A 23,060-nucleotide genomic window follows, 5' to 3' on the forward strand; every position below is an offset into this window, starting at 1 on the left:
GCCATTTTAAATGACTCAAGCATTTTCACGTGTTCGCTTCGTAATGGTGAACCCCAGCCACCCCGGAAATGTCGGTTCCGCGGCCCGTGCGATCAAGACGATGGGCTTCTCGGAACTGGTCCTGGTGGACCCCAAATTCCCGGATGTAACAAGCCAACCGGAGGCCGTGGCGCTGGCCAGCGGCGCGCTGGACGTGCTTGAGAACGCCCGCATCTATCCGTCGCTCGAGGAAGCCCTGGCGCCCGTCACGCTGGCTTTCGCGCTGACGGCGCGGGTCCGCGACCTGGGTCCCCCGCCCTGCGACATCCGGCAGGCGGCCGATCTGGCCTGCGCTCACTTGGCGGACACGGCCGAAGGCGTGGCCGCGATCGTGCTGGGCACCGAGCGCGCGGGGCTGACGAACGCGCAGATCGCGCTGTGCCACCGCATCTGCCACATCCCGGCCAATCCCGAGTACAGCTCGCTGAACGTCGCCCAGGCGCTGCAATTGGCCGCCTGGGAGCTGCGTTATGCGCTGCTGGCGGATCAGGGCGCCGAGCTCTTGCCGCGTTCCGCTGCCCAGGAACCGTCGCGTGGCGCGGAACCGGCTTCCAGCGAGGCGGTCCAGGCGTTTCTGGCGCACTGGGAGGAAGCGCTGGTCGGCGTGCAGTTCCTGGACCCTGCCCACCCGAAGAAGCTGATGCCGCGCATGCGCCATTTGTACTCCCGCCTGTCGCTCACCCGCGACGAAGTGGACATGATGCGCGGCGTCTGCACGGCGATGCTGAACGCGGCCAAGAAGAAATAGCGGTCGTGGCGCCGGCTGGAATCAATCGGCTGGATCAAACGCACAAATAAAAAAGGGACGGCCCAAGACCGTCCCTTTTTACTAAGCCCTCCGCCGGCGAGTGACCGGCAGAGGCGCCGATCAGTCCACCGTCGCGCCCGAGGCCTTGACCACGGGGGCCCAGCCTTCGACTTCCGACTTGATGAACTGGCCGAATTCGGCCGGCGTGGTCTTCACGCCCACGGCGCCCAGCTTTTCAAAGCTGGTCTGCACGGCGGGCTTGTCCAGCGCCTGCTGCATGGCGGCGTTGAGCTTGTTGATGACTTCCGGCGGCGTGCCGGCGGGAGCCAGCAGACCAAACCACGACGACACGTCAAAGTCCGTGAATCCCGATTCCTTCATGGTCGGCAGGTCCGGCGCGCTCTTGGAGCGGTCGGCGGTGGTGACGGCCAGTGCGTTCAGCTTGCCCGATTGGGCATGCGGCCAGGCCGAAGGCATGTTGTCGAACATGAACTGCACCTGGCCGCCGATCAGGTCGGTCATGGCCGGGGCGCTGCCCTTGTACGGCACGTGCAGGACGTCGATGCCCGCCTTCATCTTGAAAAGCTCGCCCGCCATGTGGATGGACGTGCCGCTGCCGGACGAGGCAAAAGCCAGCTTGCCCGGGTTCTTCTTGGCGTAGTCGACCAGTTCCTTCACGGACTTGACCGGCACCTGGGGATTGACCACCAGGATGTTCGGGACCTTGGCGCCCAGGGCGACCGGGGCGAAATCCTTGGTCAGATCGAACGAGACGTTCTTGTACAGGGTCTGGTTGATCGCGCTGGTCACCGCCACGAACAGCAGCGTGTAGCCGTCCGGCGTGGCGCGCTGGACCTGGTCGGTGGCGATGTTGCTGCCGGCGCCCGGCTTGTTTTCGACCACGAACGATTGACCGAGGGACTCGGTCAGTTCCTTGGCCATGATGCGGGCGATCACGTCGGTGGTGCCGCCGGCCGAGAAACCGACCACGATGCGGACAGGCTTGTCGGGATAGGCTGCGTGGGCGGAACCCAATGCAAATGCGCTTGCGGCGGTGGCCAGAAGGGTGGCGGCAAGGCGCCGCATGCCAGGCTTGTGACCTGTAGTCATAATGTCTCCGTGCGGGTACTGTCCATTAGATGGACGATTCGAATTATTGGATGGACGCATTCTGCGCTATACAGGCGGTGGCCATCAAGGTAGAGTCCACCCTACGGACGATGGTTTTCCCTCGTTCGTTTGTTGATAACCCTTAGTTTTCAGAGATCTGCATGCAAGACAGCGATGCCGCGGCCGCGGGCCCACGCACTCTGCGACGCGGCCTGGCCGTGCTGGCCGCCCTCCGTGACCAGGGTCCGGACGGCCTGAGCGTGACCGATATTGCCCGGTTGACCGGCATACAGCGGCCCACCATCTACCGGTTGCTGGCCGCCCTGCTCGACGCGGGCCTGGTGCTGCCGGTCGCGGGCACCAAGAAATACCGCGCCCAGCTTGCCGTCGATCCGGACACGCGGTCGCGCGATCCGCGTGTGCGCCAGCTCCTGCCCGTGCTGCGCCGCCTGGCGGACCGCACCGGTGACGCCGTGTTCCTGGTGGTGCGCGAGGAAGACGACTCGATCAGCCTGCATCGCGAAATCGGCAGCTATCCCGTACAGATCCTTGCCACGTATGCCGGCAAGCGCCAGCCGCTAGGCGTGGGCTCGGGCGGCATGGCACTGCTGGCCGCCCTGCCCGACGACGTGGCGCGCGGCATCGTCGAACGCAATTCCGGCAGGCTGGACGAGTACGGCGGCATGACGCCTCAGGAAATGTTCCGCCTGATCGAAAACACGCGCGCGCGCGGCTACTCGGTGGTCGGCAACCACGCGGTGCGCGGCGCGCTGGGCGTGGGTTGCGCGTTGCTGGACGCGCAGGGCGCGCCCCTGCTGGCCGTCAGCGTCACGGCCATCATCGACCGCATGCCCGCGCAGCGCCAGCGCGAGATCGCGGGCTGGATCAAGACAGAACTGGCCCGGCTTGCCATGCCGGCCTGATTGGCGGGTCGCCAAGATCGATCAAGCCATCTCGCCATCTCGCCGTCGAATAAAAATGGGCGCCTCCAAAGAGGCGCCCATTTTCATGGCTGACAAAACCAAACCCGCAATCAGGAAGCCGCCGCGCCCGTCTTGGGGTTCTGGATTTCGCGCAGCGGGATCGGGGCCTGGAAGCCAGCCTCTTCGAGCGAGCGGCGGATTTCCTGGTACAGGCTCCAGCGCAGGTCCCAATACTTGCCCGACTCGGCCCACACGCGCACGTTCACCGTGACGCCGTTTTCCTTGTAGTCGAACACCTTCACCTGCGGCGCCGGGTCCTTCAACGCGTCGGGACGCGCGTCCACGATCTGTTGCAGTTTGGCGACCACCGCATCCAGGTCGTCGCCATAACGAACCGGCACGGGGATGTCCAGACGGCGCGTCTTGTTGCGGCTGTAGTTGGTGATCGTGGCGTTCCAGACCGTGCTGTTGGGCAACGTCATGTGGATGCCGTCACCCTGCACGAGGCGCGTCAGAAACAGGCCCACTTCCTCGACCGTGCCATCCGCACCCGAGCTGAGCGCGATGTACTCGCCCGCGCGGATCGGACGCAGGATCAGCAGCATGATGCCGGCCGCAATGTTCTGCAGCGTGCCCTGCAAGGCCAGACCGACAGCAAGACCCGCAGCGCCCAGCACCGCGATCAGACTGGCCGTCTGCACGCCAAAGCGCGCCAGCACCGCGATCACGGTGAAGATCCGCACTGCCCACATCACGGTCGTGGAGAACATGGGCACGATCGTGGGATCGATCTTCGGCGACCGCGTGGCGGCCCGGCGGACCCAGTTGCCCAGCAACGACGACACCCACCAGCCAATGCCGAGAATGAGCAAGGCGACGAGCAGATTGATGCCCATATCCATCAGTCTCGGGGCCCAGATATAGAACTCTTTTACGGCCTCATCCATGGAACCTCCTGCGAAAAAAATCGACGGAAGAATGTATCAGAAGCGGCTTGCACAAAGCGGCGCGACGCCCGACGGGAGTGTCAGGCTTTGTAAAGAGAAGCAGCGCGAGCCACTACGGGGCACGACGTAGGACTGATTCCGGTGTCTGACGTCAGCGATAGGCGGAGGTGTCTGACACCCAAGGCACACCGCTGCAATCCCAAGGCCGTCTCCCCAGGGTGTCAGACACCGGCACCAGCACGCAGCATAGGTCTTGCCGCGCTGGCAGGCAAAGCCGCGTTACGCAGGCACGATGCGGAAGTGGTTGTCCCAGGAGACGTCGCGCGACGGGGGCAGGACCGGCTTTTCATTGCCCTGCGCGTCGGTGCGGATCATGGCGCCCAGACCGCTGCTGACCAGAAAGCCCGCTTGCGCGGCGGGTGCGACGCCGCAGCCGTCGGCAAGCGACGTGACGCCCAGGCATTTGCCGCTGGCTGCGTCCCAATAGATCACCTGCCCGCCGACCGGGCTGGATGTGGCCACGATGCCGCCGGATGCGTCGACCGCAACGGAGCCCACATAGTTGCGCGTGTTGCGCAGCGTCTCGGCCGGGCCTTCAAACAGTTCCAGCGCCGCGCCGCGGCGATGGCGGCCGACCAGCGCGGGACGATCGGCGGCCGGGCCCATGTATTGGCAACCGAACCACACCGCGCCATCGGCCGCCAGAGCCAGATGCCGGATCGACAGCCGGTGCAGCGCCGGCGCAAGCTCCACCTTCTCCAGCAGTTGCCCCGTGGCCGCGTCGATATACGCGAGCGACGGCCGCATGGTGTCCAGGTTCAGTTCCAGCTTGCCGTAGTCCGGGTGAGTCAGGATGCCGCCGTTGGCCACGCACAGCGTTTTGCCGTCGGGCATCAGCACGACCTCGTGCGGCCCGATGCCGCCGGAGTCGAACTCGCCCACGCGCCGGTAGCCGCCGCCGGGGGTGGCGTCGTACAGACCCAGCACGCCGCGCCCGCCTTCGAAGTCGTTTTCCGTGGCGGCCAGCAAGCGGCCGCCTTGCACGAAGGCGCCGTGGCCGAAGAAGTGCCGGTCCTCGGGCAGCGGCAAGGCCGCTGGCTCGCCGCCTTCCAGCGAAAAGCCCAGCGCAAAGAAGCCAGGCTGGCGGCCAAACACCACGGCGCGCTGCGCCGCGGCGTCGATCGCAAAACTGTGCCCGCGCGCGGGCATGGGAATCGCGAGGCGATCGCGGCCGGTCTGATCCAGCACCACCGCCTCGTCGCGCCCGCCGCGCTTACGCGCGGTCAGGTACAGCGGTCCGCCATCGGCCGGCAGCGCGGCGCGCGCGGCGGCGGGCGACAGGCCCAGCGCCGCGGCCAGCGCCAGGAAGCGGCGCCGGTCAATCTCCATCGAGCGCGTTGAAGCCGATGGTGACGCCCAGGGCGGGCGCCAGGTTCTCGTCGACGATGGCCTTCGCGTTCTTGAGCGTCAGCGACGCGAGGACCAGCAGGCGGCGCCCATCCTCGCCCGCCAGCGCCTGATCCAGCGGGGCCGGCACCGCACGCAGCGTCTCTGCGGCGCTGGACAATTCTCCGCGCACCGACGCATCCATCCATTTCTCGCCCGCGGGCAAGGGATAGCCGCCGGCCACGTAGAAGGCCTTCAACGCATCCAGGTTGGCCGCCAGCAGGCTCATGGACAAGCCGCTGCGCCAGAATGCCGCGCGCTTGGGCCGCACGGCTTGCGGCGAATCGCCCAGCACCGGCTCGATCTTCACGTCGCGCGCGAACTGCAGGCCGGTCGACAAGGCCTTCATGGCCTCGGCCGCGACTTCCTGCGAACTGCGATAGAGGTCATTGCCCGGCTGGGGCCTGGCAAACTGCCGCCCGAACTCGCCTTGCGCGCTCCAGGCTTGGCCCAGATCGCGCGAGATCGTCGCGACGTTGGCAGAGACGGCCGTGGCGTAGCCGCAAGCATACGCAAAGCCGGGCGCGCCAGTGTCCTTGAGCAGGTCGGGCTCGCCGTACAGCACGTATTCGAGTGCGGGCAGACCCTGCACCGCCACGCTGCGGCCGGCCAGCGCGCCCGGCTTGAGCAGCCCGTCGTCCTTGGCCGCGATCAGCGTCTGCACCTGACGGGGCATCACGCCGCGCGTGTCGGGCCAGAAGGCCAGGCGCTCGAAACGGTTGGCCTGCACCAGCGGGCCGAAGCGCAGAATCTCGACGTCCGACCACGCGTGCGCCAGCGTCTTGAACGCATCACCGACGCGCGCGGCGCCCGCCGCGTCGGGCTTGGCGCACCAGCCGCCCAGCGCGCCTTCCAGCGCCGCGGCGGCGTCCGTCATCTTCGCGACAGCAGGCCGGGCGTACTCGCGCGCCAGGCGTTCGCCCAGATCGGCGGGTAGCGCGGCCTGCGCGGTAACCGCGGCGATCGGCGCCGCCAGCATCAGCACCGCAGCCGCGGCGCGCGTGAACAAAAGGCGGGCCATTACAGGGACTCCAGGAAGCGGATCAGGTCCGCGCGTTCTTCGGGCGTCATATCCACGACGCGGTCGCGCGCGGGCTTGGCCGCGCCGCCATGCCACAACACGGCTTCCAGCAGCGTGCGGGCGCGCCCGTCGTGCAGCCAGGTCGCGTTGGGGTTCACGGTCTTGGTCAGGCCGATGCCCCACAGCGGCGGCGTGCGCCATTCGCGGCCCGTGGCCATGCCGTCACTCACGCCATCCGCCAGGTCGTCGCCCATGTCGTGCACCAGCATGTCGGTGTACGGCCAGATCAGCTGAAAGCGATGTTCCGGCTGCTTGGCGTTGCGGCTGGTCACGTACTTGGGCACGTGGCAGGCCACGCAATTGGCTTCGTAAAACAGCTTCTTGCCCGCCAGCACGCGCGCGTCGTCCGCATCGCGCCGCATGGGCACGGCAAGGTTGGTCGAATAGATGGTGACGAAGTCCATCAGCTTGCCCGGCACTTCCTCCGCGCCGAAGCGTGGCTGCGCGCCGTGCGGCATGTCCAGGCATTGGGTCTGCGCGGGCGTGCATTCGCCGGAATGCTTGGGGAACATCGGCGTGGATAGGCCCATGTCATTGGAGAACGCGGCAGCGCTCTGCTGCTCGACCGTCGGCTGTCCCGCCTTCAAATTGAACCGGCCCAGCACGCGTGCCCCGGTGCGCGCATCGGTGACCCAGTTAGCCTTGCCGACGATGCCGTCGCGCTTGTCCGCGCCGACGTTCGCCAGGATGTCGGACTCGTGGATCGATTCCAGCAGCCCCAGCCCGATCATCGGCGGCGCCAGCCGCGGCGAGATCTGCGTGTCCGCGCGCATCGGCCCGTAACCCAGGTTCTCGATGCGATACGTGGGCTTCATCAGCGTGGCGGTCTCGCCGCCGCGCAGCGCCACGGGTACGGCTTCATATTCGATTTCCATGCGGCCTTCGGCGGGCAGGCCCGCGACCGCGAAATTCTGCAGCTGCACACCATAGACGGGTTCCGGCAAGGCCGCGATCTCGTCGGCGCCCAGCTTGGGATGCCCGCGATCGGTGCCTTCCGGCACGGCCAGGCGCAGCAGCAGCGCAACCGCATCCGTGCGTTCCAGCGGATCGAAGCCCGGCACCGTGCCACGGCCGTCCTTCGTGTGACAGGCCTGACAGGAGCGTGCGTTGAACAGTGGTCCCAGGCCGTCGGACGCCTGCGTGGACGAGGGTGCGGACACCCAGTCCTTGCGGAACAGGCCGTTGCCGACGATGAACTCCTGGCGGCCTTCAAAACTCATGTTCGCCGACGGCTGCGAAAAAATGTCGGCGTTGATGAGCTTGTTGGTCGTCGCGGCCCCGGCCTGCATGGTCTCGAATGTTTCGACCTTCGAGAAATCACGGGTGGGCGCCGTGATGGCGGTGACGCGCTTCTGGTCTTCGGGCGTCAGATCTTCACGCCCGCCGGGAGCGGCGGGCGCGGCGGCGGCGACGGCATGAACCGACGCCGCCAGTACGGCGGCTAATGCGAGTTTCACTTGAACACGGCGTCGGGTTTATCCAGGCTGTCGGACCCTTCGATGGCAACCTTGCCCAGGTCCAGCAGCGTGATCACGCGTTCCAGGCTGCGCGTCTGCGCGACCAGGCTGTCGATGGCAGCCTGCACCACCGCGTTGCCCTCCTTGTTGCCTTCCGCGATCATCTGGTCATACGTCTCGACCGTCTCGGCCCGCGTCTTCATGGCCTGCATGGCGGCGACCGTGGCGTCCAGCTTGGCGCGCACTTCGGCGTCCAGCTTGGGATCCTTGGCCTTGACCAGTTCGGACAGGCTGGCGCCGGTCACCTTCTTGCCGTCGATGCGCGTGTACGAACCCAGATAGACATTGCGGATGCCGATCTGGTCGTAATAGTGCGAGTTGTGCGTGTTGTCCGAGAAGCAATCGTGCTCTTCCTCGGGATCGTGCAGCATCAGGCCCAGCTTCATCCGTTCGCCGGCCAGTTCGCCGTACGAGAGGCTGCCCAGCCCGGTCAGCATGGCGATGAGGCCGGCCTTCGGGTCCTCTTCGATCGCCTTGCGCGCCGCGCCGTCCTTCTTCCAGTTGCCCACCATTTCTTCGAGATCAGTCACCAGCAAGTCCGTTACCGCCTTCAAAAATTCAATGCGGCGTTCGCAATTGCCGCCGGTGCACTGTTTGGGGTCAAAATCCGTATGCGGGCGATTGCCCGAGTGACGCTCCTGCGGCGTGCCCTTGCGATCCGCGGGCGCGGCGCCGGTGCCGTTCAGGTCCTGGCCCCACAGCAGGAATTCGATCGCGTGATAACCCGTGGCCACGTTGGCCTCGTTGCCATCGGCCTCGTGCAGCACTTCGGACAGCAGCTCGGGCGTGATCTTGCTGACATCGACCGTCTTGCCGCCCACCGATACCTTGGCGTTGGCGATGACGTTCACAGCGTAGAACGCGTTTTCGTCGTTCTCCGTGCCGTAGGACGCGTCGACATAGTCAATCAGGCCTTCATCCAGCGGCCAGGCATTCACGCGGCCTTCCCAGTCGTCGACGATGGGATTGCCGAAGCGGTAGGCCTCGGTCTGCTGATAAGGCACACGCGCCACGATCCACGCTTCGCGCGCGGCTTTCAGGGTTTCGGCGCTGGGCTGGGCGACCAACGCGTCGATGGCGTCGCGCAGCTTCTTGGCGGCCGTCAGCGAATCCTCGTAGCCGGCCAGCGCCAGATCGGAGTACGTGGCGACCACGGCCTTGGGTTCGACGGCGGCTTGCGCCACTCCGCCGTACACCGCGGCGGCCAGCACCGCACCCAATAGCAACTTGCGCATCGTCTTTCTCCCGTAATTCGGACGGCCCGCCCCCGCGGCGGTCCGTTCCGGCTTGAATTTTGTGGATGCGAGTGTAAACAATTTTCGTTTGATATTCAGGCGCCGTTCAGTTAGCTGACAAATTTTTGAACGAAAACGCCTACCGGGCCGACCCCACCCGCGGCGCAATGACCGAGGCAGTGAACTGATCCGAAGCGCGGCACGCCAGTTCCGCCACCAGCCGGATCGCGTCCGAGCCGCCGCTTTCCAGATAGCTCACCGCCAATTGTTGCGGCGGCACCGGCGAGTCAGTGTGAATGACCTGGATCTCGCCACGCGCGACGTACTCATAGAGGGGCGGCAACGGCACGAGCGCACGGCCGAAGCCGCCGCGCACCAGCCGCGCGAGCGCCGAGATCGAACTGACGAAATGCACCTTGCCCTGCGGCATGCCGACCTCGCGGTACAAGGCCTTCAGCGCCTCGTGCGGCTGCGATCCCGGGCTCATCGTGAGCACCGGCTCGCCGAGCAGGTCGTGCGCCGTCATCGTGTCCTCGCCGCCCGCCGGTCCGATCCAGCCCATCTCCATCGGCAGGCAGGGCATGCTGACGATGCCCGTGTCGTTCAGCACGTCCGTCTGGAACGCGATGTCCAGCGTGCCCTCGCGCAAACCGCGATGCAGGGCGCGCACCGTCTCGGACGTCAGCTGGACGTCGATGCCGGGATACGTGGACCGCAGGTTCGTCAGAAAGCCGATCAGCCAGGTGTGCACGACGGTCTCGATGGCGCCGATGCGCACCAGCCCGGCGACCGCGTCGCCGCGTTTGCCCAACGACAGGATCTGCTGGCGGATCTCGAGCAGGCGCTCGCCGTAATCCAGCAGCCGCGTGCCGACCGCCGTGAGCTTCAATTCCTTGGCGTCACGCTCGAACAGGCGCGCGCCGATGTCCTCTTCCAGCGACGCGATGCGGTTGGCCACGGCCGCCTGCGTGATGTGCAGACGGTCGCTCGCGGCGCGAAAACTTCCTAGCCGCGCGGACCACAGAAAGGCTTCGACAAAGCGCGTGTTCATGCGCCCGATGCTACTGCCAACGCAGCCGGCGCGGGCGCGTCGTTGCCGGCGGAGGACACGTTATGTCCCCTTATATGGTGCGTCTTGCACCAATTTGGTTCACGACGAGCACCAGCCTGAGGCGAAGTGATCGCGCGCCAGAGGGCCAACCACCCCGCGCAAAACCTGGCACGGGTATTGCTTGATGACTGGTATGCAAGCTTGTCTACAAGCGCCCCCATCCAAGCAGCCCAGGAGCCTTTCATGATCCATCGCAATGCACCCTACGCCTTCAACGCCACCCGCCGCCGCCTGATCCAGGGCGCCGCCATGGGCGCGGCGGCGCTCGCCGCTCCGGCGCTGGTGCGCGCGCAATCGGGTCCGGTCATCCGGATCGGCTTCTGGCCCGTGGCCGCTGGCCTGCCGTTCTACGCCGCCATCGAGAAAGGCTATTTCAAGGAAGCCGGCCTGAACGTCGAGGCGCTGAAGTTCGCGGGCGCGCAACAGGTCATGGAAGCCATGCTCGCCGGCCGCGCCGACGGCAGCGCCAACGGCACGGGCTCCGCCAATCTGGCCATCGGCGAGATCGCTTCGCCCGGCCTGTTCAAGATTTTTGCGTCCAACCCCAGCAACGCCAAGAACGTGCTGGATGAGTTCATCGTCGCGAAAGACAGTCCCATCAAATCCATCGCAGACCTCAAGGGGAAAAAGGTCGGTTCTGGTCCCGGCATCCAGAATTCCACGCTGGCCAAAGCAGTCCTGGAGCGCGCCGGCGCAACGGGGGCAACCGTGGTGGAGTTGGCGATCAGCCAGCACGTCGCCGCGGTTGCCGCCGGCCAGTTGGACGCGTGCTACACGCTGGAACCCACGGGGACGGTGGGCCGCCTGAACGGCACGACCCGCGTGCTGGAGACCGGCGTCATCGCCAAGTACGTCCTGGGCGATCCGATGGCGCCGTGGTTCGGGGGTTCTGCCTCGCTGACCACCGCCTTCCTGAAGAAGCATCCTGAGGAAAGCAAGAAATTCATCGCCGCGTACGCGCGCGGCATCGAGCTGATCCGCACCAAGCCCGACGAGGCGCGCCCCTTCCTGAAGGGCTACACCGCCATCGAAGGCCCGATGACCGAGGAAGTGCCGCTGGCCGCCTACACGCTGCACAACGAGTTCACGCCCAGCGACGTGCAGTACTTCCAGAAGTTCTTCGACCTGTTCACCGACAAGGGCGTCTTCGCGCAGAAGGTCGACGTCTCGACCATGCTTTACAAGGGTTGATCCATGACCGCGACCACGGCTACGGGCGCCACGCCCGCCCCCTCTACGGCCACCGCCGCCGCGCCGGCCAAGGCGCAGCCGACCATGTCTAAGACGCAGCCGGCCATGTCCAAGCCGCCGCGCAAGTTCGACTCCTCCCGCCTTCTGCCGCTGATCGGCCCGCTCGCGCTCTTTGTGGTGTGGGACCTGGTGGTCCGGCTGCAGCTTGTCAGTCCGGTGCTGCTGCCCACGCCCAGCGCCACCATCGTGGCGCTGGTCAAGGGCATGGCGGGCGGCCCGCTGCTGGCGGACTTCCTGTCCTCTTTGAACCGCACCGTGCAGGCCTTCCTGATGGCCGGCGTGATCGGCGTGCCGCTGGGCGTGCTGCTCGGCAGCAACGAAAAGGCCTACCGCAGCGTCGAGTTCCTGGTGGACTTCTTCCGGTCCACGCCCTCTTCCGCGCTGATCCCGTTGTTCCTGATGATCTTCGGCGTGACCGACATGAACAAGATCGCCATCGCCGCCTTCGCGGCCGTGCTGGTGATCCTGTTCAACAGCGCGTACGGCGTCATCAACGCCCGCAAGCAGCGCGTGATGGCGGCGCGCGTGATGGGCGCGTCGCGCTGGCAGATCTTCAAGGACGTGCTGATCTGGGAAAGCCTGCAGCCCACGTTTGTCGGCCTGCGCAGCGGCGTGTCGATGGCGCTGGTCATCGTGATCGTGGCCGAGATGTTCATCGGCTCGGACAGCGGCCTGGGCAATCGCATCATCAATGCGCAGCAGGTGCTGAACGTGCGTGAGATGTACGCCGCGATCCTGGCGGCCGGCGCGCTGGGCTATGTGCTCAACATTCTCTTTCTCGTGCTGGAAAAGCGCGTGGTTCACTGGAGCGGCCGATAAATGTCCACCGTCATCAACCCCGTCATCGCCCCCGCGCCAGCCGCCGCGCCCTTCCAGCCCGGCCCGCTGGGCACGCACATCACCATCCGCGGCCTGACCAAGTATTTCGCCGGCTGGCCGCTCTATGAAGACTTCAACCTGGACATCCCGAAGGGCAAGATCGTCTCGGTCTTCGGGCCGAACGGCTGCGGCAAGTCCACGCTGATCAACATGATCGCCGGGCTGATCCCCATCGATTCCGGCGAGATCCTGTTCGACGGCAAATCGCTGGCGCAGACCAAGATCGGCTACGTGTTCCAGAACTACCGCGAAGCCATGTTCCCGTGGCTGCGCACCATCGACAACATCGCGTATCCGCTGCGCCTGGAAGGCCGCAGCAAGGCCCAGGTGGATGCGCGCGTCGAGGAACTGGTGGCCTCGTTCGACGTGAAGTTCGACCTGAACCGGTATCCGTACGAACTCTCGGGCGGACAGCAGCAGACGGCATCCATCATGCGCGCGCTGGCCCCCGGACCCGAAGTGCTGTTTCTGGACGAACCGTTTTCCGCGCTGGATTTCGAGATGACGCTGTTCATCCGCGAAAAGCTGCAGGAAGTCTTTTTGCAGACCGGCACGACCATGCTGCTGGTCTCGCATGACCTCGAAGAAGCGGTGTATCTGGCGGACCAGGTGCTGCTGCTGACCAAGCGTCCCACGCGGGTCGCGGAGATCCTGGACTACACGGATGCGCGGCCCCGCACGGTCGAGACGCTGTCCGAGCCCAGCTTCATCCAGATGAAGAAACTGAGCCTGGAAATCTTCCAGCGCGAAGTGCGCAAGTAATCCCACGCCACCATCGGAAGCCATCGCCATGACACAGGAAACCATCGACCAATACGTGCGCAGCGCGCTGGCGCTGTCGGGATATGCGCTGCGCGAGTCCGCCGCCGAGCAGGTCGTGCAGCAGTTCTCGCGCATCCACGACATCGCGTCGACTTTCGCCGACGAGCCGCTGCCCGTGGAACTGGAATCTGCTTCGGTGTTCCGTCCGTGACCGGCCCCGCTCACGATATCGCCCGCCAGGTCCGCAGCGGCGAACGCAGCGCCGCCGCGGTGCTGGACGCCACGCTTGCCCGCGTGCGCGAGCGCGATCCCCGCTACAACTGCTTCACCGCCGTCACGGAAAGCCGCGCCCGGCAGGAAGCTCTGGCCATCGACGCCCGCCGTGCGCGCGGCGAAGCGCTGCCCCCGTTGGCGGGCGTACCCTACGCCGTGAAGAACCTCTTCGACATCGCCGACGAGGTCACGCTGGCCGGCGGCCGTGTCAACGCGTCCAACCCGCCCGCGCGGCGCGACGCGTTGCTGGTCGAGCGCATGCGCGAAGCCGGCGCCGTGCTGGTCGGCGCCCTCAACATGGACGAGCACGCCTACGGCTTCACCACCGAGAACACCCATTACGGCGCCTGCCGCAATCCCCACGACACCTCGCGCATCGCGGGCGGCTCGTCCGGCGGCAGCGCCGCCGCGGTGGCCGGCGGACTAGTGCCGCTGACGCTGGGATCGGACACCAACGGATCGATCCGCGTGCCCGCCTCGCTGTGCGGCGTATTCGGCCTGAAGCCCACGTTCGGCCGCCTGCCGCGCACGGGCTCCTTTCCGTTCGTGGGCAGCCTGGATCATCTGGGCCCCTTCGCGGGCAGCGCCAGCGACCTGGCCGCCGCCTACGACGCGCTGCAAGGCCCCGATGCCGCGGACGTTTCCTGCGCGCAGCACCCGGCAGCGCCCACGTTGCCAGCCATTGCCGACGGCGCAGGCGGGCTACGCATCGCGGTGCTGGGCGGCTACTTTTCGGAATGGGCGGGTCCCCAGGCGCGCCGCGCCGTGGAAATCGCCGCGCGCGCCCTGGGCGCGACCGACGTGGTCGAGATGCCGGCCGCCGTGCAGGCGCGGTCTGCCGCCTTCATCATCACCGCGGCGGAAGGCGGCGCGCTGCACCGCCGCCGGCTCGTCACGCACTACGACTACTACGAACCGCACTCGCGCGACCGCCTGGTGGCCGGCAGCCTCGTCCCTGCGGCGTGGGTGCAGCAGGCGCAGCGCGTGCGCCACCGCGCCTACCTCGAGGCGCTGGCCCTCTTCGAGCAATACGACGTCCTCATCGCCCCCGCCACGCCCGTCAGCGCCACACCGATCGGCGCGGACTGGCTGACGCTCGCCGGCAAGCAACTGCCAGCCCGCGCCAGCATGGGGCTGCTGACGCAACCGATTTCCGCCATTGGCCTGCCGGTCTGCACGGCGCCCACGTGGCCCGAATTGGACGAGGACGGCCATCTGCCGCTGGGCGTGCAGCTTATCGCCGCCCCCTGGCGCGAAGCCGATTGCCTGCGCGCCGCCCACGCACTCGAGCAGGCCGGCGCGGCCCGCACGCGGCCGGTCTGACACGCCCACCCTGCCCTTCTATCGCAAAGCCTGGAGCCTCGACATGGAAACCGCATTCGCCGCCATCGACATGCCCCGCACGCTGGCCGACTCCGCGTACACCACGCTCAAGCGCGACATCTTGGAGTTCCGGCTGGCCCCGGGCGACCGCTTCACCGAAACGGAGATCGCGGACCGCCTGCAGGTCAGCCGCACACCCGTGCGCGAGGCGCTGTTCCGCCTGGAGCGCGAAGGCTATCTGGAGGTGCGGCAACGTAACGGATGGCTGGTCAAACCCCTGGACTTCGAGACGCTGGATCACTTTTATGAGCTGCGCAGCGTGCTCGAAGCGGCGGCGGTACACGCGCTGTGCGCCCCGGGACAATCGCCCGATCCGCTGCTTGCGCTGCGGCCGCTCGCGGAGACGTGGCTGGTCGACGAGAACGAGCGGTCCAGCGATTGCGAATGGCTGGCCGACCTGGACGAGCGCTTTCACGTTGAATTGGTGGCGGCCGCTGGCAACCCCGAGATCGCGCGGGTGCATCGGGCCGCAACCGAGCGGATCCGTATAGTGCGCCGGCTGGACTTCACCCAGCCCGACCGTATCGGCACCACGTACCGGGAACACGGCGCAATCCTGTCTGCCGTGCTGGCGCGCGACGGTGCAGGCGCGGCGGAATTGCTGCGCGCACATATCAAGGACAGCCAGGACGCCGTGCGCAAAATCACCCTGCACCGGCTCTACGCCACACGCCGTGCAAAGGCGGCGTGAAGGCGGGATCAAGAACGCTTTAGCCTGCGCGCAGCCAGCGGTGCAGCACCCGCGAGATGAACGGAATGCAGACGAACACCATGATGGGCGTCAATATCACGCTTGTGATCAACACGCGCCAGAACACCGGCAGGATGCTCAAGTGCTCGCTCACCAGCACCGAGAACACCAGCAGCACCGGAAAATAGGCCAGCCAGATGCTGACCGCCTGCTTCCAGCGCGGCGGCGTGCTGGCCTTCGGCGCAAACCAGCCGGCCGTGCCAGTCACCCGATGCTCGTGACTCGCGCGCACCAGCGTCGCGCCACGTTCCAGCCACATGCGGCGCGGCAAGGATTTTTCCCACCGGTTCAAGCTTGCCTCGTCGGTAAAGCGCAGCACAATCTGATACTCGTCGCCCCCTTCCGGCGGCTGCAGCACACCAGACCCGAGAAACCCCGGAAAGCCCGCCGCCAGGATTTCGCCCTGGCGCATCCACGACAGGAAATCGCTATAGCGCTCGGGCGCGATGTGCCGAGTCACCAGCATGGTGACCGGACTGGAAACGGCAGAATGAGACATGGCGGAACTCCTGGGCAGCGTGCAGCGTGTTATGCACGTTAACCCTAGCAATCCTCGTGCCAGCTTTGCGGCGCAGCATTTGCCCCGAGCCAGCGCCGCTAAGCCCGAATGGTCGAATAATTGCGCACCGCAACACACCCCATATTGGTGATAACCCTAAACAACGCACCAATTCGGTGCACACGGAGATACGCAGCAATGGACATCAATCTGCCCGACGTCTTGGCCGAAGTCACAGCCGCCGTTGAACGCTACGAGGCCGCGCTGGTTTCGAACGACGTGCAGGTGCTCGACACCCTGTTCTGGAACAGCCCTCACACCTTGCGCTACGGCGCCGGCGAAAACCTTTACGGCTACGACGAGATCCGCGCCTTCCGCGCACAGCGTTCGCCGCAAGGACTCGCAAGACAGGTCCTGCGCACCGCCATCACCACCTATGGCGAGGACTTCGCCACCGCGAACCTGGAATTCCAGCGCGAAGGCAGCACGCGTATCGGACGCCAAAGCCAGACCTGGATGCGCACGCCGCAGGGCTGGCGCGTGGTGGCGGCGCATGTCAGTTTGATGACTTGAGGCAGTCATGCGCGTGCGCTTCACTCGGTGCCAAGCGAGCCATATGAATATGCGCAATCGGCATTGAGCCTGGCCCCATGCAGGTCTACACTGGCTGTTCCTTTTTCCCTCGTTGGAGCACACGCTCATGAGCACATACAAGATTGCAGTCTTCGTCGGAAGCCTACGCGCCGCCTCGATCAATCTGCGCCTGGCGCGTGCGCTGGAAAAGCTGGTTCCGGCCGACTTCAAGTTCGAGTATGTGAGCCTGGGCGACATCCCGCTCTACAACCAGGACAACGAGAACAACCTGCCCGCGCCCGCCGCCAAGCTCAAGCAGCAGATCGCCGATGCGCAAGGCATCCTCTTTGTCTCGCCCGAACACAACCGCTCGGTCCCGGCCGCCATCAAGAACGGCATCGACTGGGGCACGCGCCCGTGGGGCCAGAACTCGTGGGCCGGCAAGGCCGTGGGCATCGTCGGCGCATCGCCCAGCGCCGCCGGCACCGCCATGATGCAGCAGCACCTTCGCAACATCCTGGCGGCCGAAGGCGCCAACGCCCTCACCACGCCGGAGGTCTTCCTGCAATATTCCGAAGGCCTGGTCGACGACCAGTTCAACATCACCAACGAAGGCACCCGCAAGTTTCTGCAGGGCTGGGTGGACCGCTACGTCGACTGGATCAAGAAATTCAACGCCTGATCTGCCGCCGACGCCGGCCACGCGCAAGGCGTGCCGGCGCCGATCGCCCGACCTACCTCCGGGCGATCAAGCCCCTCGATTCGTCGAGGGGCTTTTTTTTACTTTGGAATCTGGCACACGTTCGCGATATTCCGAACCCATGACATGCACGGGCGGCGGCATGCCTCGGACTTTCAATACTCGGCACACCGCGTACCAACACAGAGCGCAAAACATGTTGTAGGGGAAGAAAATCAGCCATAGGGGCAAAAGCCAATTGCTCTTTCCTTGCATCTCATTGGGTTCTCCCGTGCGCCATGGGACGTAATGGCGCAATGCCTGGGCGGGAGTCAGGCAAATACGAAGATTCGGACTGTTCCACCAGCTGGATTCGCCAGGTTCCGGCAGTTTGTCTGGACCTTCATCCATGAAAATTCGAATGAATTCCCATACTTGCGCAATATATATCTCAAACGGCTCGGTCGGCGCATTGCTTTCGATCGAAACGAACAATGACACCGGTAAGGACGTTACCCCGTCAAGAGATGATGATTCGGCTTGCATTCTCAATAACAGCGAGTGCATTACCACCACTGATTTGCCAGTAAATTCCACTTTGGATTGCTGACCTCCAACTGTGGAATCCCAATCACCTGCAATTACACGTCCGCGCTCCCTGTAGAAAACCCTCTTGGTAGACCTATCAAAGAGAAAATCGGATTCGTTTTTTATCACACGAACGCTCACCCCAAGCATCAATGAAATGAACGCAATCACTAACGCCACTGAAATCAAGAAACCGTAATCTAATCTGGGCTTCCCATAAACTTCACTCAGAAAAAATAAGGTCGCCGCAGCAGTGCCGCCGATTAGGACAGATGCATAAATTTTCCCCATCTGCGCGGAGTTTGCCACCCATGGGTTCCTCATTCGCAAACGGGCATTGTCGATACTTACAAGTTGCTCTCCGATTCTTGGCTCGACACCAGCAGAATCTTTGCTCGACCAAATCCAATTTATTGACATATAAACCGCTCAATCCTCTAGCAGAAAGTCGGCGACGGCGATGGCGTCTTCATCCAGCCCTTGGTTTGGCTTAAATTCAATCGCCAATATCGCATTGGCATGCCCCGTATGCTTGATTTTGAAATGCAATACCAAGCCAGCAGACGTGGTGATACAAGTCGGTTCCACGCCAAATACTGTAACTGGAGGCTCACCCAGCCCTACCGTTTTACCAACGCTGCCCAGCCCGCCTTCCCATGTACTTTGCTCCATAACAAATCCCGGCAGAAGCACCACGAATTCGATGTCATCTTCGGAAAACCATTTGTCGTGCCACCCGCTCGCCATGCCAGTCAATCCGAGAGATTCGATTTGATCAGAATCGAGCAAGATGGGAACAAAAAACGCCTGATACCAATCCTTCATTTCTGTGTTCGGGTCCACATATCTTGGAAGATTGAGATCTTTATCGAGCACTAGGCCTTCCCGACGCTCGCCGTCATTTTTTAAATTACCGAATTGGCATCGTGCGGCCCAAAGCTCCATGGCTGAATGCATTTCACCGGCGGCTAAAGAATGGAACCAAATACCTCCCGCCAAAAAAGCCACGCCCGTCAGAACGACTGCCGCCACCACCCAGCCAACAACCGGAACGGTTGCCGATGCTCCCGCAACCGCAGCCCCACCCGAAAGAGCGTTGGCAATGGCGCCAGTTCCCAAGAGCACGCCCGATCCTATTGCCGCCAGTGTTCCTCCGGCATACGTGTAGTTTCTTGCAGCCTGATTGCCGCCCTGGAAGAGCCGATTGGCTTTTATTATGTCGGCCGCCAAACCAGCAATAATCGCGACCCCGCCAGTAGCCGTAGCATATAACCTGGACATCACAAGCCTTTTTCTTGCAACAGAAAAGGCGAGACCAGGAATTCTATAGCCAAGTTTCGCTATTGCCGCTGAGTAAGCCGTTCGCGTACTCATCGCTGCCGCGCTTATAGAACTTATCATCCCTAGAAGCGCCGAAGCGAAATTCACAGCAGCCTCGTGCGAGTATTTACTTTCCAGCGTCTTTAGCGCATACCCCAGATTGATAACGTTGAAGTAAAGCATTCCGTAGTTAAAGCCAACTCCCATTGTCGTGGCGCTCAGGGACTTTAGCTTCGGCTTAACCGTGAGAGTCTGGGTTCGTTCGATCGATACCGTTCTATTGCCTTTAACGCTGACGCTACTGCTAGCAAGTTCCACTTCAGCCATGCCTTTGTCCACGAGTTTCTTCAATTCCTTGGAAAGCTCGTGTTTTGTGGTCACCGTATCTAAGGTCCTATAACGCCCCGCCATCAACCCCAACAATTTTTCCAAATTTGCCTCTCGCGCTGCCGCGTGGACTTGTTGGCGGAGATTGCGGCTTGCGTCCCACCGAGTCTTGCCCTTGAGCCGCTTTAACGCGACGGTGGTAACGGTCTGGGATGTCAGATCGGTGACGCCGTTAATTGCTGGAAATTTGAGGCCAAGCTCGGATATGACAGCGTCTGGTGCGCCCAGTATCGAACCAACCGCGTCGGCTTTATCTTTAAATGGATTAAATGCCGCTAGTGAAATATAGACAGCACTTTCCGGATCATCACACCATTTCTCAAGCCGTTCATACCGGGAGTCCCCGTCGTCTTTGATAGCGAGCGCCTGCGTCATGCTCTGCAACATCAACGCGATAGACAATTCCAAGCCCGCCGCAGACTGACGGTTATTCCTGTCAAATGTCTCGAACGCTGCAGCTAGACTCTTCGGGTCAAGCTTATGCTTTGATTCCGCGGAGGATATCCAGCAGTCATGATCCGAACACGCTTGGTCCAGTTCATGCACCATTACGCGCAGCTGTGCATCGGCTTCTTTGCGTTGCCTTAAGAAATCGAAATATCGTTCGGTGTCGATTCTTGTAGCTAGGCGCGCGCCGGGCGGAGACATTCTTTGGTCGGTCAGGACTTCATATTCAAGCTGCTCGTGCGATGGTATCGGCCGGTAAGTTGGCTGATTCCGATGCCACTCGCCTCGTCTTGACGCGATGCTCGCGGGATCGTCGCCGTCAGCGCGAAACATGGACCGCAGGGTCCGAGTCAACAACAGGGCGGTTAGATTCTTGTGATGAAACTCTGAACTTGCAAGATGGATTTGTTCGACGTCCAAGCGCAGACAGTCGGGTAAGTGAGGCCGACCGGCACCTTCAGCCCGCTTACTAGGCGCGAGTTTCAAATCCGTAATCTGATGTTGATACGCAGCGGCAATCAAACCCAGATCGAGGCTGATCCCCTCTGCGTCATTCAGTGCAACCACCGCGGGCACGCGCGGTTGCGTGAAGCGGTAGTGGTTGGCCTGGGCTACGAAGGTAGCGGCTGACAAGTCATCCTCGCTGGCATGGCAACTCCACTCCAGCGGCAGGCGCTGCTCGAGAGGCTTGAAATCTTCCACCCACTCCATCAAGGCATTGGCCGGTAGTAAATGGGGCTGGTCAGATGGTGATTTGACGCCGGAGGTCAGTTCGACCATGTCCAACGCTCGCATATGAAGCTGACGCGCTGCAGGATCTTTGCTGACCCTCTTCGTCATGGCGTTGGTCCAAAGATGCGTGCTGTAGCCAATCCACACCTCCGCGGCGGTGGCTGGGCTGGTGTCTGCCCACACCCATCCCATGCGCGCTCCCGCCCTGTACTTGTCCTTCTTGTCGTAGCCTTCCAAACCCGTGTAAGTCAGTTCCTGATAATGGCCCTCACCATCGTATTCATGGATGACTAACTTTTCGCCCCGGGGGCCTTTCATGAACACGTAGACGTATCCCGGTCTAAGCGCACGCAAGGTATAGGAGGAAAGCTGCAGTCGCTGGAAACCCGCTTCCAGATTGAAGCCGGACTTGCCATACCGATACAGGGGAGATCCATCCGCATTCGGGACGATTGCATATCGGATAGGAAGAATGGGGATGCGCGGGCAGCAGGCCGGTGCCGACGTCGCGCCGCCGGCCGTTGTCTTGGACATGGGTGGATTCCTTTGCATTCAGACCTATCTCACATTCTGTGAGGATCAAGGCCGCCAATAGGAACGCGTCCACCGCAAATAGGAAATCGCAATGGACGCGCATGGAATGCGCTTCCATTACCCCACACCTACCCCCCTCTGAAAATCAGACAAAAACTATTTTTGGCGGCAAACAATCTGAATGTTCAAAAGCGCGCGCGGTTTCGAGTCGTGATGACGTTTGTCAACCCGAAGGAGCTACATCCAGCGATGCACCACGCCGCCGGGATCGGTCCTGACCGAGCCCCGCTGCGCAAAATCTCCGCTCGGCCGCACTTATCCCCCTGAACTGTGGAGAAAGGTGAGGACAGCCTTGGGGCAGGTCGAAAATCTCCTGCCACGCCAAGCACTTGCGAGGGTCGATCAATAAATGCGCAATCATCCTTTTGGACGATTTCCGGTGGAGTTATCCCCGTTTTTAAGCGCGCGGAGCGGCGGAAACGGTGTTTGCGCACCCCGATGTGGATTTGTCCCCGCCTTCTGTGGAAAAGCATGAGGACAGTGTGAGGGCAGGTCGAAAATCCTGTTTCATATCAACGCCCTGCAGGCCGTGGTCAAGAAAGGCCCAAACGCAGTTTGCGCGGGCCTGTGTTGTCCCCGCCAAATGTGGATAAGCCTGAGGACAGCTTAGGGGGAGTCTGCAAAAAGCCTTGCAGGTCAGTGACTTGCGGGTCGCGGGCAAGAAACGCTCACGTGGCCGCCATGATGCTGGCCGCGCTGTGGATGACCGAGCCTGGGGGAAAAGCAGACAGGCTTGTCCCCACGGAATGTGGACAAGCCTCTGAACAGTCGGACAACAAGTCCGGAAACTCCTTATCCGACAGTCACTTGCGAGGTGCGGTCAAGGAATGACCACCACTGGATCAGGAATCGCCTTCGAGGCGCATGCCGATCTTCAATCCCACCTGCCAGTGCGCCACCTTGCCGTCCTTGATGTGACCACGCACTTCGGTCACCTCAAACCAATCCAGATTGCGCAAGGTTTCGGATGCGCGCTCGATGGCTTTCGCGATCGCATCGTCGGAGGATTTGGTGGAAGAGCCCACCAACTCGATCTGCTTGTAGACATGATTCGACATAGCTCGTCTCCGCTGTGAGGTGAGTCGTGAATCGTCGGTGCTTGGGCCGTGTTCCGGCGCTTACGACCGGCAATCCATTCGAACACACAGGATACCTGCGCAGCGATAGAGTGGTGTTACGAGTTCCGTCGCGCGGTCTCGACCGGCGACGGAATCGCTTTTGCAATGCGAGCAAAGGAGGTCACCATGCCTGAACGAAAAACCATTGAACGCGCCAAACGCGACAAGCGCGAAGGCAAGTCTGCGTCCACACAGGCCGGGGAATTCGTGCGCGAGGAAATCGACAACGTGCGCGAAGGCAAGCACGGCGTGCGGTCCAGCAAGCAGGCGATCGCGATCGGCCTGTCCAAGGCGCGGCGCGCTGGCGTCAAGCTCGGCACGCCCAAGAAGGCCAGCGCCGAAACCAAGCGCAAGGCAGAGCAGGACACGCGCGCGGCGCACGACGGCCATGCCAAGTCGAGCACGCGCTCCAAGGCCGCGACGAAGGCCTTGAAGAAGGAAAGCACCAAGCCCGCGTCGAAGGCGGCGCTGTCACGCAACGCCACCAAGACGGCCAGCAAGCGCACGCCTGCGGACCGCTCGGCCGCCGCGCGCAAGGCAGCGGCGACCAAGGGTGCTGCCGGTCGCTCAGCCGCGGCCAAGAAGGCGGCGCGCACGCGTGCGGCGAACAAGCAGGCAGCGGGCGGGCATCATGCGGCGCATTGATATGGCGAATTGATGTGGCGTG

The 23,060-nt window shown here is 63.5% G+C and carries 22 protein-coding genes; 11 read left to right on the forward strand and 11 right to left on the reverse strand.

Going from position 1 to position 23,060, the window contains the following annotated elements; all coding sequences use genetic code 11:
- Window positions 1-10: 10 nt before the first annotated feature.
- Window positions 11-787 carry an RNA methyltransferase gene (locus tag ASD71_RS11570; RefSeq protein WP_156395125.1) on the forward strand — a complete coding sequence of 259 codons (777 nt, stop codon included), beginning with the start codon at window positions 11-13 and terminating at the stop codon, window positions 785-787.
- 120 nt (window positions 788-907) lie between these two features.
- Here ASD71_RS11570 and ASD71_RS11575 read toward each other — a convergent pair whose 3' ends face one another.
- A complete protein-coding gene (locus ASD71_RS11575; RefSeq protein ID WP_056563566.1) occupies window positions 908-1,897 on the reverse strand; it encodes a tripartite tricarboxylate transporter substrate binding protein in 990 nt (329 codons plus the stop codon).
- A gap of 161 nt (window positions 1,898-2,058) precedes the next feature.
- Here ASD71_RS11575 and ASD71_RS11580 point away from each other — a divergent pair, with 161 nt between their 5' ends.
- Entirely contained in the window at window positions 2,059-2,820 is a 762-nt protein-coding gene (locus tag ASD71_RS11580) for an IclR family transcriptional regulator (RefSeq protein WP_056563570.1), read from the forward strand.
- Between the two features lie 110 nt (window positions 2,821-2,930).
- Here the strand turns inward: ASD71_RS11580 and ASD71_RS11585 are convergent, their stop codons facing one another.
- From ASD71_RS11585 to ASD71_RS11610, 6 genes are all read right to left on the reverse strand, one after another.
- A complete protein-coding gene (locus ASD71_RS11585; RefSeq protein WP_056563573.1) occupies window positions 2,931-3,767 on the reverse strand; it encodes a mechanosensitive ion channel family protein in 837 nt (278 codons plus the stop codon).
- A 279-nt stretch (window positions 3,768-4,046) separates the two neighbouring features.
- Window positions 4,047-5,156, reverse strand: coding sequence for a DUF1513 domain-containing protein (locus tag ASD71_RS11590; protein WP_056563575.1), 1,110 nt, complete (start codon window positions 5,154-5,156; stop codon window positions 4,047-4,049).
- The gene (locus ASD71_RS11595) at window positions 5,146-6,234 is read right to left on the reverse strand and encodes an imelysin family protein (protein WP_056563578.1); all 1,089 of its coding nucleotides are present in this window, start codon (window positions 6,232-6,234) and stop codon (window positions 5,146-5,148) included. The genes ASD71_RS11590 and ASD71_RS11595 overlap by 11 nt, the downstream gene beginning before the upstream one ends.
- Window positions 6,234-7,751: a di-heme oxidoredictase family protein gene (locus tag ASD71_RS11600; RefSeq protein WP_056563581.1), complete on the reverse strand. Its 1,518-nt coding sequence runs from the start codon at window positions 7,749-7,751 to the stop codon at window positions 6,234-6,236. Before ASD71_RS11600 ends, ASD71_RS11595 begins: the two co-directional genes overlap by 1 nt.
- The gene (locus ASD71_RS11605; RefSeq protein WP_056563584.1) at window positions 7,748-9,046 is read right to left on the reverse strand and encodes an imelysin family protein; all 1,299 of its coding nucleotides are present in this window, start codon (window positions 9,044-9,046) and stop codon (window positions 7,748-7,750) included. Before ASD71_RS11605 ends, ASD71_RS11600 begins: the two co-directional genes overlap by 4 nt.
- Before the next feature lie 139 nt (window positions 9,047-9,185).
- Entirely contained in the window at window positions 9,186-10,097 is a 912-nt protein-coding gene (locus ASD71_RS11610) for a LysR family transcriptional regulator (protein WP_056563587.1), read from the reverse strand.
- A 243-nt stretch (window positions 10,098-10,340) separates the two neighbouring features.
- Here ASD71_RS11610 and ASD71_RS11615 point away from each other — a divergent pair, with 243 nt between their 5' ends.
- From ASD71_RS11615 to ASD71_RS11640, 6 genes are read left to right on the forward strand one after another with little or no spacing between them, the layout of a single operon-like run.
- The gene (locus ASD71_RS11615; RefSeq protein ID WP_056563590.1) at window positions 10,341-11,348 is read left to right on the forward strand and encodes an ABC transporter substrate-binding protein; all 1,008 of its coding nucleotides are present in this window, start codon (window positions 10,341-10,343) and stop codon (window positions 11,346-11,348) included.
- 3 nt (window positions 11,349-11,351) lie between these two features.
- A complete protein-coding gene (locus tag ASD71_RS11620) occupies window positions 11,352-12,227 on the forward strand; it encodes an ABC transporter permease (protein WP_056563593.1) in 876 nt (291 codons plus the stop codon).
- On the forward strand, window positions 12,228-13,049 hold the full coding sequence (locus ASD71_RS11625) for an ABC transporter ATP-binding protein (protein ID WP_056563596.1): 822 nt from the start codon (window positions 12,228-12,230) through the stop codon (window positions 13,047-13,049).
- 28 nt (window positions 13,050-13,077) lie between these two features.
- Window positions 13,078-13,260: a DUF4089 domain-containing protein gene (locus ASD71_RS11630; protein ID WP_056563598.1), complete on the forward strand. Its 183-nt coding sequence runs from the start codon at window positions 13,078-13,080 to the stop codon at window positions 13,258-13,260.
- The gene (locus ASD71_RS11635) at window positions 13,257-14,645 is read left to right on the forward strand and encodes an AtzE family amidohydrolase (RefSeq protein WP_056563602.1); all 1,389 of its coding nucleotides are present in this window, start codon (window positions 13,257-13,259) and stop codon (window positions 14,643-14,645) included. Before ASD71_RS11630 ends, ASD71_RS11635 begins: the two co-directional genes overlap by 4 nt.
- A gap of 43 nt (window positions 14,646-14,688) precedes the next feature.
- A complete protein-coding gene (locus tag ASD71_RS11640; protein WP_056563604.1) occupies window positions 14,689-15,396 on the forward strand; it encodes a GntR family transcriptional regulator in 708 nt (235 codons plus the stop codon).
- Window positions 15,397-15,415: 19 nt separating this feature from the next.
- Here the strand turns inward: ASD71_RS11640 and ASD71_RS11645 are convergent, their stop codons facing one another.
- A complete protein-coding gene (locus tag ASD71_RS11645; RefSeq protein WP_056563606.1) occupies window positions 15,416-15,955 on the reverse strand; it encodes an antibiotic biosynthesis monooxygenase in 540 nt (179 codons plus the stop codon).
- A 198-nt stretch (window positions 15,956-16,153) separates the two neighbouring features.
- Between ASD71_RS11645 and hpxZ the strand changes: the two genes are divergently transcribed.
- Together hpxZ and ASD71_RS11655 are read left to right on the forward strand one after the other, a co-directional pair.
- The gene (gene hpxZ, locus ASD71_RS11650; RefSeq protein WP_056563608.1) at window positions 16,154-16,528 is read left to right on the forward strand and encodes an oxalurate catabolism protein HpxZ; all 375 of its coding nucleotides are present in this window, start codon (window positions 16,154-16,156) and stop codon (window positions 16,526-16,528) included.
- A 127-nt stretch (window positions 16,529-16,655) separates the two neighbouring features.
- Entirely contained in the window at window positions 16,656-17,210 is a 555-nt protein-coding gene (locus tag ASD71_RS11655; protein WP_056563611.1) for an NADPH-dependent FMN reductase, read from the forward strand.
- A gap of 66 nt (window positions 17,211-17,276) precedes the next feature.
- On the opposite strand, the gene ASD71_RS27965 is transcribed toward ASD71_RS11655, so the two are convergent.
- The 3 genes from ASD71_RS27965 to ASD71_RS11665 all read right to left on the reverse strand — a co-directional run bounded on the left by ASD71_RS27965 (window position 17,277) and on the right by ASD71_RS11665 (window position 22,333).
- On the reverse strand, window positions 17,277-18,104 hold the full coding sequence (locus ASD71_RS27965; protein ID WP_156395126.1) for a hypothetical protein: 828 nt from the start codon (window positions 18,102-18,104) through the stop codon (window positions 17,277-17,279).
- Window positions 18,105-18,224: 120 nt separating this feature from the next.
- Complete coding sequence (locus ASD71_RS11660) at window positions 18,225-21,215, reverse strand: T6SS effector BTH_I2691 family protein (protein ID WP_056563614.1); 2,991 nt, start codon at window positions 21,213-21,215, stop codon at window positions 18,225-18,227.
- 902 nt (window positions 21,216-22,117) lie between these two features.
- Window positions 22,118-22,333 carry a dodecin gene (locus ASD71_RS11665; protein ID WP_056563617.1) on the reverse strand — a complete coding sequence of 72 codons (216 nt, stop codon included), beginning with the start codon at window positions 22,331-22,333 and terminating at the stop codon, window positions 22,118-22,120.
- Window positions 22,334-22,519: 186 nt separating this feature from the next.
- Between ASD71_RS11665 and ASD71_RS11670 the strand changes: the two genes are divergently transcribed.
- Complete coding sequence (locus ASD71_RS11670) at window positions 22,520-23,038, forward strand: DUF6496 domain-containing protein (RefSeq protein ID WP_056563620.1); 519 nt, start codon at window positions 22,520-22,522, stop codon at window positions 23,036-23,038.
- Window positions 23,039-23,060 lie beyond the last annotated feature (22 nt).

This window comes from Achromobacter sp. Root565 (assembly GCF_001427425.1).
GTDB classification, from domain to species: Bacteria; Pseudomonadota; Gammaproteobacteria; order Burkholderiales; family Burkholderiaceae_B; genus Achromobacter; species Achromobacter spanius_D.